The organism is Novosphingobium sp. FKTRR1 (assembly GCF_020404405.1).
Classification (GTDB): Bacteria; Pseudomonadota; Alphaproteobacteria; order Sphingomonadales; family Sphingomonadaceae; genus Novosphingobium.
This window is the reverse complement of the sequence record NZ_JAIZDA010000026.1, coordinates 41,160-53,527: the sequence shown is the minus strand read 5'-3', so window position 1 is coordinate 53,527 and position 12,368 is coordinate 41,160. Positions and strand designations below refer to the sequence as shown.

At 63.6% G+C, this 12,368-nt stretch carries 15 protein-coding genes and 1 pseudogene; 7 read left to right on the top strand and 9 right to left on the bottom strand.

The window, feature by feature from the left end; genetic code table 11:
• A pseudogene (locus LDN95_RS18410) lies at window positions 1–106 on the top strand (IS5/IS1182 family transposase); the annotation flags it as partial.
• 7 nt (window positions 107–113) lie between these two features.
• Window positions 114–932 carry a nitronate monooxygenase family protein gene (locus LDN95_RS18405; protein ID WP_226019028.1) on the top strand — a complete coding sequence of 273 codons (819 nt, stop codon included), beginning with the start codon at window positions 114–116 and terminating at the stop codon, window positions 930–932.
• A gap of 71 nt (window positions 933–1,003) precedes the next feature.
• On the opposite strand, the gene LDN95_RS18400 is transcribed toward LDN95_RS18405, so the two are convergent.
• On the bottom strand, window positions 1,004–1,981 hold the full coding sequence (locus LDN95_RS18400; protein ID WP_226019027.1) for an NADPH:quinone oxidoreductase family protein: 978 nt from the start codon (window positions 1,979–1,981) through the stop codon (window positions 1,004–1,006).
• Window positions 1,982–2,076: 95 nt separating this feature from the next.
• Here LDN95_RS18400 and LDN95_RS18395 point away from each other — a divergent pair, with 95 nt between their 5' ends.
• Window positions 2,077–2,832: an N-acyl homoserine lactonase family protein gene (locus tag LDN95_RS18395; RefSeq protein ID WP_226019026.1), complete on the top strand. Its 756-nt coding sequence runs from the start codon at window positions 2,077–2,079 to the stop codon at window positions 2,830–2,832.
• A 14-nt stretch (window positions 2,833–2,846) separates the two neighbouring features.
• On the opposite strand, the gene LDN95_RS18390 is transcribed toward LDN95_RS18395, so the two are convergent.
• Genes LDN95_RS18390 through LDN95_RS18355 form a run of 8 tightly spaced genes read right to left on the bottom strand, consistent with a single transcriptional unit; the run spans window position 2,847 to window position 8,949 of the window.
• Complete coding sequence (locus LDN95_RS18390) at window positions 2,847–3,581, bottom strand: enoyl-CoA hydratase/isomerase family protein (RefSeq protein ID WP_226019025.1); 735 nt, start codon at window positions 3,579–3,581, stop codon at window positions 2,847–2,849.
• The gene (locus tag LDN95_RS18385; RefSeq protein WP_226019024.1) at window positions 3,578–4,534 is read right to left on the bottom strand and encodes an alpha/beta hydrolase; all 957 of its coding nucleotides are present in this window, start codon (window positions 4,532–4,534) and stop codon (window positions 3,578–3,580) included. The genes LDN95_RS18390 and LDN95_RS18385 overlap by 4 nt, the downstream gene beginning before the upstream one ends.
• A complete protein-coding gene (locus LDN95_RS18380) occupies window positions 4,531–5,283 on the bottom strand; it encodes an SDR family NAD(P)-dependent oxidoreductase (protein ID WP_226019023.1) in 753 nt (250 codons plus the stop codon). The genes LDN95_RS18385 and LDN95_RS18380 overlap by 4 nt, the downstream gene beginning before the upstream one ends.
• Window positions 5,283–6,578, bottom strand: a complete 1,296-nt coding sequence (locus tag LDN95_RS18375; RefSeq protein WP_226019022.1) for an acyl-CoA dehydrogenase family protein — start codon at window positions 6,576–6,578, stop codon at window positions 5,283–5,285. Before LDN95_RS18375 ends, LDN95_RS18380 begins: the two co-directional genes overlap by 1 nt.
• Window positions 6,579–6,591: 13 nt before the next feature.
• Window positions 6,592–7,656: a phosphotransferase family protein gene (locus tag LDN95_RS18370; protein WP_226019021.1), complete on the bottom strand. Its 1,065-nt coding sequence runs from the start codon at window positions 7,654–7,656 to the stop codon at window positions 6,592–6,594.
• Window positions 7,653–8,111, bottom strand: coding sequence for a MarR family winged helix-turn-helix transcriptional regulator (locus LDN95_RS18365; protein WP_226019020.1), 459 nt, complete (start codon window positions 8,109–8,111; stop codon window positions 7,653–7,655). The genes LDN95_RS18370 and LDN95_RS18365 overlap by 4 nt, the downstream gene beginning before the upstream one ends.
• 39 nt (window positions 8,112–8,150) lie before the next feature.
• Window positions 8,151–8,594, bottom strand: a complete 444-nt coding sequence (locus LDN95_RS18360) for a nuclear transport factor 2 family protein (RefSeq protein WP_226019019.1) — start codon at window positions 8,592–8,594, stop codon at window positions 8,151–8,153.
• Window positions 8,587–8,949, bottom strand: a complete 363-nt coding sequence (locus LDN95_RS18355; protein ID WP_226019018.1) for an SMP-30/gluconolactonase/LRE family protein — start codon at window positions 8,947–8,949, stop codon at window positions 8,587–8,589. Before LDN95_RS18355 ends, LDN95_RS18360 begins: the two co-directional genes overlap by 8 nt.
• Here LDN95_RS18355 and LDN95_RS18350 point away from each other — a divergent pair.
• From LDN95_RS18350 to LDN95_RS18335, 4 genes are all read left to right on the top strand, one after another.
• Window positions 8,948–9,829 carry an SDR family oxidoreductase gene (locus tag LDN95_RS18350; RefSeq protein ID WP_226019017.1) on the top strand — a complete coding sequence of 294 codons (882 nt, stop codon included), beginning with the start codon at window positions 8,948–8,950 and terminating at the stop codon, window positions 9,827–9,829. The two genes, LDN95_RS18355 and LDN95_RS18350, sit on opposite strands and share 2 nt — an antisense overlap.
• Window positions 9,820–10,329, top strand: a complete 510-nt coding sequence (locus LDN95_RS18345; RefSeq protein ID WP_226019016.1) for an SDR family oxidoreductase — start codon at window positions 9,820–9,822, stop codon at window positions 10,327–10,329. Before LDN95_RS18350 ends, LDN95_RS18345 begins: the two co-directional genes overlap by 10 nt.
• Window positions 10,322–11,182, top strand: a complete 861-nt coding sequence (locus LDN95_RS18340) for an SDR family NAD(P)-dependent oxidoreductase (protein WP_226019015.1) — start codon at window positions 10,322–10,324, stop codon at window positions 11,180–11,182. Before LDN95_RS18345 ends, LDN95_RS18340 begins: the two co-directional genes overlap by 8 nt.
• A gap of 93 nt (window positions 11,183–11,275) precedes the next feature.
• Window positions 11,276–12,058: a FadR/GntR family transcriptional regulator gene (locus LDN95_RS18335; protein ID WP_226019014.1), complete on the top strand. Its 783-nt coding sequence runs from the start codon at window positions 11,276–11,278 to the stop codon at window positions 12,056–12,058.
• Window positions 12,059–12,368: the final 310 nt, after the last annotated feature.

Here is a 12,368-nt window from a genome sequence, read left to right as displayed (position 1 = left end):
CCTCGCCAAAGACTGGGAACGCTCCATCGAGAGCTCGACCGCGTGGGCGAATATCGCTTCTATCCGGATGCTAACCCGCAGAATTGCGCGACTTTCAGCCGCATGACAGACTTTTGAATCGGGCTCTTAGCGATTTTTCCCGCTATCTCGAGGCGCTCGAGCAGACCGGTGGCGCACCGGGGCTGGTCAATTTGCCCGCCCGCATCGGCGCTGACGGCGACGGCGAGGACCGGCTTGCGCTGCTGGAACGCCACCGGGCGCCGCTGGTGTTGTCTAGCGTTGGCAACCCCGCAGCGCTGGTTGAGCGCGTCCATGCCTGGGGTGGGCGCGTCATCCAGGATGTGACCACTCTGCGGCATGCAGAGAAGTCGATTGCGGCCGGGGTCGATGGCCTGATGCTCACCTGCGCCGGGGCCGGAGGACATACCGGCTTCATCACTCCTTTTGCCTTTGTTCCGGCGGTGCGGCGAATCTGGGATGGGTTGTTGATCGTTGGCGGCGGGATCGCGGATGTGCACGGCATTGCAGGCGCGTTGGCGCTGGGCGGCGATCTTGCGTGCATGGGCACCCGCTTTATTGCAACGCCCGAAAGCGGTGTGGTTCAAGCCCACCGCGACATGATCGCACAGGCAGGTATCGACCGGATCATGATCTCCGCCGCCATGAACGGGGTGCCGGCCAACTGGATACGCGACTCGGTCGAACAGGCCGGTCTCGATCCTGACAGTCTGCCTACGCGCCGCGTGCCGATGCCGGAAGGGATCCGCCCGTGGCGCGATATCTTCAGTGCCGGGCACAGCGTAGGGCTGATCAACGAAATCGAGCCGGTTGCCGATTTGGTCGCGCGGATCGCTCAGGAGTTTGCCGCGCTGGTTCCGGGACAGGCTTGGCGCGCGCGGCTGGACCGCATCGGCGCGGAATGGCTCGCCTGATTTGGCGCCGTTCGAGGGTAGGGCCGGCCGATATTGCGCAGATCAGAGCCAAATACCTAGTACACTTATGTCTAGCGCATTTCGAGCACGATGCGCCCGGCAGTCTCGCCGCGCGCGGCCTCCGTCATTGCCGCGTGAAACTCTGCCAGCGGATAGCGATGCGCGATCACCGGGCGTAACACGCCCTTACCAGCCAACGCGAACGCCGCAGCTCTGTTGGCTTCCGCGTGATCGGGTTCGAACTCGCCGAACTGGCGGACATCGACACCGATCAGACTGGCCCCCTTGAGCAGGGGCAGGTTGGTGCGCAGAGCCGCGATGCCGCCCGGAAATCCGACCACGAGATGCCGGCCCTTCCAGCCGAGCGAACGGAAAGCCGGGTCGGTCGCCGCGCCGCCAATGCAATCGAACACAACGTCCACACCCTTGCCGCCATTGGCGGACTTGACCAATGCGCGCCAGTCATCGGCGCGGGCATCGACAGCGGCATCGGCGCCCCCGGCAAGCGCGAGCGCCCGCTTCGCCTCGTTCGAGGCTGAAGCGATCACGCGGGCGCCAAGGTGCTTGCCGAGCTGGACGGCAGCATGGCCGGTCGCGCCGCCCGCACCGAGCACGAGCAGTGTTTCCCCGGCGCGAAGCTGTCCGCGGTCGATCAGCGCATGCCAAGCAGTGGCATAGCTTACCGGGAAGACCGCCGCCTCGGCAAATCCCATCACGTCGGGCAATATCCGCACGCTACGTCCAGGCAACACTGCTTCCTCGGCAAACAGGCCACCCCAGCCGCTAGCCGAAACACGGTCGCCTACAGCTAGGCCCTGAACCGCACTGCCGACCTCGCTGATCACCCCTGCCGCCTCGCTGCCGGGAATGAACGGCAGTGGTGGCTTCACCTGATAGCGGCCGTCCGCGGTCAGCACATCGACATAGCTAATCCCGGCAGCGTGGACTTCGACCCGTACCTCGCCCGGCTCCAGCGCGCGGGACGGCAGATCGCGCAAGCGATAGGCGGAGGGCGGACCTAGTTCATCGGCGATCACGACGCGGGGCATGTCGGGGGTCCCTTTATTAAAGCCACGATGCGCCTGCCTTGGCGGTGCGCCGAATGCCTGTTGTCTTCCATTCTGCGAGCGCTAGGCTCGACGGCATGACCGAAGTTCTCAGGCTCTTTGCCTTCAATTGCGGCTGGTTCCAATGTCGGCCCGGCTACTTCATCGAGGGGGACGAGGGCGACTATCTGCGCGGTCCTGTTCCGTCCTATCTGATCGACCATCCGAAGGGCAGGGCGTTGTTCGATACTGGCATGGGCGCGCGATATCGCCGCGATTGCGAGACCGCGCTGCCCGCTAATAAGTTTGGGCTGCAATGGTTCGAGGGAATGGACATTGCTGCCCGCCTGCGCGCGATCGATGTCGATCCGACGAGCATCGACTGGATCGTCAACTCGCACCTTCATGTCGATCACTGCGGTGGCAACGTGCATTTTCCCAATGCTACGGCGATCGTGCAGGCGCGCGAATTTGCGGTCGCCTGCGATCGGCCCGAGCCGGGGCTCTACGATGCGCTCGATTTCGACACCGGGCAGCCGATGCGCACGATCGAGGGCGAGTTCGACTTGTTCGGTGATGGCTCGGTGCGGATTGTGCCAACCTACGGCCATACCCCCGGGCATCAGAGCGTGATCGTCAAGCTCACCAGGGGCGATGTGCTGCTCGCCGGGGACTGCTGCTACACCGAGCGCAACCTTGATACGATGGTGTTGCCCAAGGCGACCGCCGATATTGAGCAGGGCCGTCTGACTCTCGAGCGGCTGTCGCGTATGCGTGCGGCGGGTACCCGCATTCTCTTTGGACACGACGGCCGACAATGGGCGACGATCCGCGAGAATGCCCGGTTCGAATAGCGCCGCCACCAGAGCTACTTGCCAAATTGCCCGCTGACCCGCTCGGCAAAGTCTGGGCCGAGTCCGGCGCTGGCGAACACCTCATGCGCCAGCCCCGCAGGCAGCGGCAGGTCGGCTTGCTCGCGGTATAGCCGTTTGTAGGCAAACACGCTGTGGCGGCTTTGCCCTGCAATGGCTTCGGCCATATGGGCGACAGTGCCCTCCAGTTCGGCATCGGGCACGCAGTGGTTGGCAAGGCCGATCCGCGCCGCCTCCCGGCCCGATACCGGCAGGCCGGTGAAGCTCATTTCGCGTGCTTTCCACTGCCCGACCCGGCGCGGCAAGCGCTGGCTCATGCCCCAGGCCGGAACCAGCGCGAACTTGCCGTGAGTATCGGCGAAGCTGGCGCTCTCGCTCGCGACGATGATGTCACCCGCTAGTGCGAGTTCTAGTCCGCCGGTAAAGCAGCCGCCCTGCACGGCAACGATCACCGGTTGGGGTAGATCGGCGAGGCGGGTTACGATCTTGGCCTGGTAGTCTCGCATCGGAGCTTTGACGCCCCGTTCCTTGAGATCGTTACCCGCACAGAATACCGGGCCAGCCGAGCGCAGGATCACGACTGCGATATCGTCTCCCGCCGCTGCGATCGTATTAAGGTGCGCTGCCAGTTCCCCCCATAATGCGAGGTTAAGCGCGTTGCGCTTATCCGGACGGTTGAGCGTAAGCGTTACGAGCGCGCCTTTGCGCGCGAAGGTAACAAGTTGTGTCATGGCCGTGCTCCGATAGCGAGCAGACGTGAGATGCCTCCCAGCAAGTCTCGATTGAAAGCCTGCGCTACACCGGCCGAGGCCATGATGTCGAAGCCGTGGAATGCTCCTGGATAGCTGTGGAGCTCGACCGGAACGCCTGCGGCGACGAGATTGCGGGCATAATCCAAGTCTTCGTCGAAGAAGAGGTCAAGACTGCCTGTGCCAATCCAGGTCGGCGGCAGTCCTGCAAGATCTTCGGCAAGCGACGGCGAGAACCAGCCCTTGCGCGCGTCGCCCAAGTTGTAACTCCCCCGCAAGGCATCCCACCCGAACTGGTTCGACGCCCGCGTCCAGACAAATTCACCGGCTATGGGATTGCAGTACGGACAGGCATCTCCGCCCGTGCGATGATCGAGCATCGGGTAGATCAGCACTTGTGCCGCCAAGGCAGGGCCATTGGTATCGCGCGCCATTTGCGCCACCCCGGCCGCCAATCCGCCGCCTGCGCTCTCACCGTATATGCCGATGCGAGCTGGGTCGATGCCCAGTTCGTCTGCATGTTTGGCGAGCCATGAGAGAGCGGCCAGGCAATCTTCCTGAGGGCCGGGAAACGGGGTCTCCGGTGCCAGGCGGTATTCAACCGACGCGACCGGAATGCCTAAAGCAGCAGCGATTCCCGATGGACTGTGCTGCATGGTCCGCGCGCTGCCGATAACCATGCCGCCGCCGTGGATATGCAGCATAGCGGGACGGCCGGACGTTCCCGGTGCGGGATCGAACCAGTAGATATCAAGCGCACCGCCCGGCCCCGCGATCGTCTTCACCACGGGGGCAAGCAGAGGCGCGCCGAACATAGCGAACCGCCCTTCGGATTGCTGCCTAATCTCGGAAAGACTCTCACGGGAGAACGTCACAACCGGCATGAGGTCCAGCATCGGCACGAGCTCGGGATCTACCAGATGCCGTGTATTCACCGTTGTCCTCCATCAACCCGAAGTAATGCGCCAGTGGTATAGGAAGAGGCTGGGCTCGCCAACATGAGCGCAGCGGTCACGATCTCGTGCGGATTGCCGGGGCGGCCCAGCGCGACCGGCTGCTTTTCGCGCTTCTTCGGATCCCATGCCTCGGCGATGTCAGTCAGGAACGGGCCAGCGCTGATCGTATTGACCCGCACTTTGGGGCCGTATTCGCGGGAAAGCGACACTGTCATCGCGTTGAGCGCCGCCTTGGCCGCGCCATAGGGCGCCACACCTGGCAAGGCCATCAGCGCGCCCGTGGAGCTGATGTTGATGATCGCGCCGCCATCTCGCCCAAAGTCATCGGATGCCATGCGGTGGCCGATTTGGCTGGCGAGGCGGAACGGACCCTTGAAATTGAGATTGAGCACCGAATCGAACAGGCTCTCGGGCATATCGTGGCTGGGACAGGGGGGTGACATACCGGCATTGTTGATCAGCACGTCGACCCGACCGAATTCTCTATATGCCGCATCGATCAGCGCGTCGCATTCGGCCCAGCGGCCGGCATGCATCGCAAAGGCCATCGCCCGACGGCCGAGCGCGCGGCATTCGTCCGCCACACGCTCGCAGTTCTCGAGCTTGCGGCTGGCAATGATCACATCGGCGCCGCGCTCCGCAAAGGCCTTGACCATCTGGTAGCCGAGGCCACGGCTGCCGCCGGTGACCAGCACGATCTTCCCGGTGAAATCGAACAAGGGGTCCATCAGCCCAATGCCTCCATGCGTGTGGGGATATGTTCGCTGGGGAAGAGCCCCGGCGCGGCCGCCCCGCGCTTGAGCAGCGCCTTGGCGACCTGCGCCTTGTGGACTTCGGTCGGCCCGTCGGCGAGCGCGAGGCTGGCAACACCGCCCCACCAGTCGGCAAGCGGCAGTTCGTGAGTTACACCGAGACTGCCGTGGAGGTGGATCGCCCGTTGAATAATGTCATGATAAACTTTGGCCATCTGGACTTTGCACATCGCGATCAGCGTGCGCGGATGGATCGGGGTGACGCGGCCTGCCTCGATTTCGTCAATTGTCCAGGCGGTCTTCATCACCAGCAGGCGGAACTGTTCGAGCTCGATCCAGCTGTCGGCAATCATCCCTTGCACGAACTGGTGCTCGGCAAGCAGCTTGCCCTGAGTGCGGCGCGAATTGGCGCGTTCGACCATCATGTCGAGCGCGCGCTGGCACTTGCCGACGGTGCGCATGGCGTGATGGACGCGGCCGCCACCGAGCCGCGCCTGCGCCACCTTGAAGCCTTCGCCGGGCAGGCCCAGCATCGCATCGCGCGGCACGCGGACCTTGTTGTAGCGGATATAGGCGTGGATGCCGTCGAAAGCAGATTGGGGATCGCTGGTGTGGTCATCGCCCAAGATTTTGACATTGCGAAGGATTTCCACGCCGGGCGTATCTGTCGGCACGATCAGTATGCTCATCCGCCCATGCGGCGGGTTCTCCGGATTGGTCACCGCCATCACGATCAGGAACGCAGCATAGCGGGCGTTGGAGGAAAACCACTTTTCGCCCTCGATCACCCATTCGTCGCCCTCTTGCCAGGCCTGGCAGACGAACTCCTTGGGATCGGCTCCTGCCTGCGGTTCGGTCATCGAGAAGCACGAGACGATTTCACCGTCCATCAGCGGCTGGAGATAGCGCGCTTTCTGCGCTTCGGTGCCGAACATCGCCAGGATTTCAGCATTTCCGGTATCGGGTGCGGCGGTGCCGAACACAGTCGGCGCCCAATATGCCCGGCCGAGGATCTCGTTCATGAGTGCCAGCTTGATCTGACCAAAGCCCGGGCCGCCGAGATGCGGGCCGAGGTGGCAGGCCCACAGCCCGCGCCGCTTCACCTCATCCTGCATGGGGGCAATGGCCGCGCGGCTTTCGCGGTTAGCCACGTCATAGGGCGCGCCGTGGCCGGGGAAGCGGTAGTCGAGTGGTTCCACTCGGGTCTTCACGAAGTCCATCATCCAGTCGAGCTGGGCTTGGTATGCGGGGTCGGTCTGGAATTGCCACATGCGCTGTGTCTCCTCAGCCTGCCTTGCGGGCCAGCGTTTCAGCACGGGCGAAGGCCGCGTGCACCAGCTTGTCGAAAAAGCGTCCAGCTTCGGGCGGGAGGATCCCGGCGCTGCTTTGCGCCACCTTGTATTCAAGGATGCAGCCGCTTTTGTAGGCGGCCAGCACGCAGTAGTAGTCAAAGCAGGCCAGATCGCGCCCGGTCCCGGCGGCATAGTAGCGTGCGAGTTCCTGTCGGGTCGGGAAATTCTCCACTGCATAAAGCGTCGCCTCGCCGATGACATCGGGGTGGTCCTCGTCGCGCAGGCGGCCCGTGAACCAGGCAAGGTCGATCAGCGGATCGCCGATGGTCGAGAGTTCCCAGTCGATCAGCGCAGTAAGTCGCGCCGGGCGGTCGAACGCGAACAACGCATTCGGCGTGCCGACATCGCCGTGGATGATCCCGGCGCGGAAATCATCAGGCACGTTCGCGCGAAGCCAGTCGCGGGCATAAGCAAAGCCCGGCAGCTCACGCCACGCCGATCCGTAGCGCTCAGGGTACGAGCGGATCTGGCCTTCCCAGCGATCCACCTGCCGTTCGAGGAAATTGCCGGGCTTGCCGAACCCTTCAAGGCCGACTGCCTTGTAGTCGACATTTGCGAGCGCGATCAGGCCGTCGACCATCGCATAGCCTATGCCGTATTCGCATGGTGCGCGGTCAAACGGGGCGCGGTGGTAGATGCGCTCGTCACGCAATTCGGCGGCCCAACCTTCGACCCGGTCCATCACGTAGAACGGCGCCCCGATAACTTCGGGATCGGCGCAGGCGCCCCAGCAACGCGGATGCGGAACCGACGTGCTGCGGAGTGCAGTGAGCACGCGCGCCTCGCGCAGCACGCCTTTCTCCGCACCGGGTGGGGCTATCGGGGGCGGGCGGCGCAGCACCATGTCCATGTCGCCGCGATTGAGCATGAGGATCACGTTGGAGGTGCCGCCGTGCAGCTGGGTGACCGCCAGCGGGCCTGCTCCCAGTTCGGGAACATGCGCATCGAGCCAGCTCGTCAGCTTCGCCGTGTCAGCAAGTCCGGCGACGGCGTTCATGGGTTCCTGCTCTTTTCGTGGCGCTCGATCCCGGCGCGGATCGTCGTGAGCAGCGCGGTAGCCTGCTGGACTTCGGCCGGATCGAGGCAGGTCATGAGGCTGGCGGCAAGTTGTCGCGCTTGGCGGTTGGCTTCCGTCTGAAGCGCGCGCCCCGTGGGTGTCGGCACCAGCAGGCCGGCGCGCTTGTGATCGGGGTTGGGCGCGGCGGCAATCAGTTCGGCTTCGATCAGGCGGTTGGCCGCGCGCTGGATTACCTGGCGCGGGTGGCCGAGCGACCGTCCAATTTGCGGAACTGTGGGCGCGCGGCGAGCTTCGACGACCGCGACCAGAACGGTGTGTTCCATATCGCTCAGCGATGATCCGGCGCGGGCAGGGGCAAATGCTGCACGCAGCCGGCCCTGAGTTCGCGCGATGGCATCGATCAGCAAGGCAAGGTCGGAATGGGCTTCGATCATGAAGGAAGGGTGTCAAAATGACACTATGGTGTCAAATTTTCATTCGCGCGTGACCATCGGGTGGAACAGCGAGCCGGGCGATTGCCAATCGACCCGCACGAGCCGGTTGGCAAAGCACCAGCCGTGCGGTGTGCGGGCGAGGGTGTCGCTATAGGTGCCGCTGTGATCTGGGCCGATGTCGGTTTGGACAGCGAAATAACTGCGCGCGCTGGCCCGGTCGCCATCGATATCGATCAGCGGGTTGGTGATGTGGTGACGCACGAATGTGAGCGCCGGGTTGCGGGTGTCGGCCCGGCCTGCCAACGCAGCGGCAATCGCGGCTGGCCCTGTGACCCGGTTGCCAGGATAGTCGAGCGTGCCGTCATCAGCAAAGCATGCCGCCAGCGCCTCGATCCGCCCGCGATCACCGTTGTAGGTATAGCGCGCCAGCAGGTCGCGGATCGCGTCACGGTCGGCTGCGAGATCAACAGCGGGGTCAGGCATGGAAGTTCAGCCGCAGGCCCGGCTCGTCCCAGCGCACCTTGATCAGCCGGCCCGTGGCCGACAGCGTGATGTAAGCGTCCTGCATGTCGCCGCCGCCGAAGGCGATATTGGTCGTGTAGGGATCGTCGAACACGCGTTTGGCGGTCCTTCCATCGGGCGTGATTGTGGTAATCCCCCCTTGGTACAGCGTGGCGACGCAAACATTGCCTGCAGCGGTTACCGCAAGACTATCAAACCCAACCGGCCCTTCCGGGAAAGCCAGCCCTTCAGCAATAATCTCCATCCCGCCATCCTGTATCACTTGGTTATCTATGTCTTGACAGGGCACGCGCTGCTCCGCAAGCATTACGGCCATGCCCGTACCCTCGCACCATATCATTGCGGTCCCGCCGCCGTTCGCAGAACCGCCCTATCCTGCGAACATCTTCGCCGGACAGACCGTGCTGGTCAGCGGGGGTGGATCGGGCATGGGGCTGGCGATGGCGCGCGCCTTTGCCCAGGGCGGTGCGAGTGTCGCGGTGATGGGGCGCAATCTGGAAAAGGCACAGGCGGCCGCCAGAGAGCTCGCTGCATTGGGCGCGAGCGCACATGGTATGAGCTGCGATGTGCGCCTGCCTGAGCAAGTAGCCGCCGCATTTGACGAGGCAGAGCGAATTTTGGGCCCGGTCACTCTGCTCGCCAACAATGCCGGCGCAAACTTTCCGGTCCTGGCCGAGGATATCTCGGTGAACGCCTGGAACGCCGTAACCCGGATCGCGATCGACGGGACGTTTTTGTGCTCTTCCGAATTTGCCCGCCGCCGGATCGCCCGCGGGGAAGGCGGAGCGATTATCAACAATTCGGCGCAATACATCTGGACCGGTTTTCCCGGCGATGCCCATTCAGCCGCGGCAAAGACCGCACAGGCGACCATGACCAAAGCGATGGCGCGTGACTGGGCGCCTTACCGCATCCGGGTCAACGCGGTCGCTGCAGGATTCTTTCCGCACGAAAGCTCGACGGCAGGCCAGCACGAAGGCGGGCCCGAGAGCCTGCAGGGCATGATCCCGGCGGGGCGCACCGGATCCATTCATGAATTCGGTTGGCTTGCGGCCATGACCTGCACGCCCATGCTGGCAGGCATGACTGGACAGGTGATCGTCCAGGATGGCGGGGAAAGCCTGCGCCGCTCATTGATGATGCCCGATTTTATCCCACCGCGCGAACGCGCCGAGGGTCCGTGGGGATGGCGCTGATGGGCTGGTTAGATGGAAAGACTGCGCAACTGGTCGGCGAATCCCCGGCGATTGCCGCGGCCCTGGCGGGACAGGGGGCAACGCTGGTGCGCGAGGGGAACTGCGATGTGCTGGTACACGTTGCCGTACCGACCTTAGCCAGGCCGGCGCACGAATTGAGCCACGCTGAATGGCGCGCAGCCCTGGATATCGGCGTCGACCAGCGCTTTTTGCTGGCTAGGGCCTTTGCTGCCATGTGCCGGGCTGAGCGCCGGGGCGGCGCGATCGTTTATGTCGGTGCGCCCGAGCAGGCGCTGGGCAGCGATCATGCGGCCGCGGCGGGTGCGCTGGGTAACTTGACCAAGACGCTCGGCGTCGAGTGGGCGCGTGACGGCATCCGGGTGAACACGGTCCTGACGCGCGAGGCGGGTGAGACACTCGGCAATATCGTGGCCTATCTTGCCAGCGATTACGCGGCCTATGTGACCGGTGCCGTCATGGGAGTCGGCCTCGATGACTGAACGCGGGCGGCTCGATGGGCAAGTAGCCTTCATCACCGGCGGCGGCGGCGGGATTGGCCGGGGGATCGCGCTGCGGCTGGCGGAGGCGGGCGCAGCAGTTGCGGTGTTCGATATCATTCCCGAGCGCTGCGCAGAGACCGCGGACCGGATCGGCGAACTGGGCGGCGCAGCGCTGGTTCTGCCGGGTGACGCAATGGACACAGACGCGTTGCGCGCGGCTATTGCCGCCACCGATGCGCGGTTTGGCAGGCTTGATATTCTTGTAAACAACGCAGGTGGCGTGTCGGCCAAGCCGTTTCTAGAGCAAAGCGAACGCAGCTGGCGGCGGCATATCGACATCAATCTGCTGTCGATGCTGGCTGCAACGCACGCGGCTGCGCCGATCATGATCCGGGGCGGTCGCGGCGGGGCCATTCTCAATGTCGCCTCTATCGAGGCAGAGCGCGCGGCGCCAAACTTTGCGATCTACGGGGCCTGCAAGGCGGGGATGGTCAGCTTTACCAAGTCGATGGCGATCGAGCTGTCGGCGCACGGCATCCGGGTTAACTGCATCTCACCCGATCACACGATCACGCCAGGCAATCAGGGCAATCGCGCCGGGCCGGTCGATCCTGCGAGCTGGCGGGCTCACAGCGCCGAAGAAGTCGATGCCATGAACCGCTTGATCCCGCTTGGGCGCGAGGGGGTGGACGCTGAATGCGGCGATGCAGCAATTTTCCTTTGCTCATCCATGGCAAGTTATATTACGGGGGTTATCCTGCCGGTCGACGGTGGGACTGCCGCCGCGGGCGGCTGGGTTCGCGGCCGCAATGGCAAGTGGACACTAAATGAAGGCCTGTCTTTCGGGGGATAAATTTCCCGTAGGAGCATTTTGGCCTTTAGTTATAAAACTAAGTTTACTATCTTGATCCTCTTGGACCCTGTCGGTCCGTGAGGGGAATGGTCAATGCTGCTTGGCATGGACGATATCGGTTCGCAGCGCATCCATGTCCCTAAGACCAGCGAAATCGTTGCCGACAAGATCCGCGCGCAGGTCATTCGCGGCGAATTGACCGAAGGCGACAGCCTTCCTCCCGAGGGGCTGCTTATGGAAAGCCTCGGGATTTCGCGGCCGACCTTGCGCGAAGCTTTCCGCATTCTGGAAGCCGAAGGGCTGATCAGCGTGGTTCGCGGTTCGCGCACCGGGGCGAAAGTGCACAAGCCTTCGGTGGAACTGGTCTCCCGCTATGCCGGCTATGTGCTGGAATCGCAGGGCACCACTATTGCCGATCTCTATCAGGCGCGTCTCGCGATCGAGCCTTCGGTCGTGCGCTGGCTGGCGACCGCCAAGGGTGGTGGCGCGTTGGTGCGCCTCCGAAACCTGCTCGCCGAAATGGAGCACATACTCGATGAGGACCGCCAAGACGACTTCATCGATCACGTCGAACATTTCCACCAGTCGCTGGTTGCCGCGACGGGTCTCAAGACTTTGACGTTCATGAGCCGGATGCTGCTCAATCTCGCCAGCCGCCACCAGCGCGGCTACCACAAACGCCACCCCCGCAGTCACGATGCCCGCCAGAAGGCGCACCGAGCTGGCATCCGCTCGTATCATAAGGTCGTCGATCTGATCGAGGCGGGCATGGTGGAAGAGGCAGTGGCCCACTGGCGCCTGCACCTTACCAACGCCAATGCCACTTGGACCAGCGATGGCGAAGGCATGCGTGTGGTGGAATCGTTGGGTAGCTGAATTTCCCTAAAGCCAGTCTCAGTTGCACTGAAACTGGGCCAGTCTCGCCTTCCTTGCGGGGTAAAGGCCCTTTTTGCTGCAACAGAAGTACGGCCCCGCCACGCGACTTGTCCAGTCACCCCGCTGGCAAGGCGTCGCCGTATTGTGCGTGCCCGCAGTCCAACAGGCCTTGTTGCGCTTGTCAGTCGCGTGGAGGTTCCGCGCTGGCTCTGGCGGTTTGGACATGTCACGTCCGCCACTTTAGTTATCTAACTTAGTTGACGATTATGCGATTGCGGGAAGGGCGTCGATTCGATAAATTGACACTTCA

What these genes read in the sequence shown, in the direction of transcription:
- LDN95_RS18400 (WP_226019027.1), bottom strand. Translation starts at nt 1,981, where the DNA reads ATGCCCCGCGTCGTGATCGCCGATGAACTAGGTCCGCCCTCCGCCTAT.
- LDN95_RS18395 (WP_226019026.1), top strand. Translation starts at nt 2,077, where the DNA reads ATGACCGAAGTTCTCAGGCTCTTTGCCTTCAATTGCGGCTGGTTCCAA.
- LDN95_RS18390 (WP_226019025.1), bottom strand. Translation starts at nt 3,581, where the DNA reads ATGACACAACTTGTTACCTTCGCGCGCAAAGGCGCGCTCGTAACGCTT.
- LDN95_RS18380 (WP_226019023.1), bottom strand. Translation starts at nt 5,283, where the DNA reads ATGGACCCCTTGTTCGATTTCACCGGGAAGATCGTGCTGGTCACCGGC.
- LDN95_RS18375 (WP_226019022.1), bottom strand. Translation starts at nt 6,578, where the DNA reads ATGTGGCAATTCCAGACCGACCCCGCATACCAAGCCCAGCTCGACTGG.
- LDN95_RS18370 (WP_226019021.1), bottom strand. Translation starts at nt 7,656, where the DNA reads ATGAACGCCGTCGCCGGACTTGCTGACACGGCGAAGCTGACGAGCTGG.
- LDN95_RS18365 (WP_226019020.1), bottom strand. Translation starts at nt 8,111, where the DNA reads ATGATCGAAGCCCATTCCGACCTTGCCTTGCTGATCGATGCCATCGCG.
- LDN95_RS18360 (WP_226019019.1), bottom strand. Translation starts at nt 8,594, where the DNA reads ATGCCTGACCCCGCTGTTGATCTCGCAGCCGACCGTGACGCGATCCGC.
- LDN95_RS18350 (WP_226019017.1), top strand. Translation starts at nt 8,948, where the DNA reads ATGCCCGTACCCTCGCACCATATCATTGCGGTCCCGCCGCCGTTCGCA.
- LDN95_RS18355 (WP_226019018.1), bottom strand. Translation starts at nt 8,949, where the DNA reads ATGGCCGTAATGCTTGCGGAGCAGCGCGTGCCCTGTCAAGACATAGAT.
- LDN95_RS18345 (WP_226019016.1), top strand. Translation starts at nt 9,820, where the DNA reads ATGGCGCTGATGGGCTGGTTAGATGGAAAGACTGCGCAACTGGTCGGC.
- LDN95_RS18340 (WP_226019015.1), top strand. Translation starts at nt 10,322, where the DNA reads ATGACTGAACGCGGGCGGCTCGATGGGCAAGTAGCCTTCATCACCGGC.
- LDN95_RS18335 (WP_226019014.1), top strand. Translation starts at nt 11,276, where the DNA reads ATGCTGCTTGGCATGGACGATATCGGTTCGCAGCGCATCCATGTCCCT.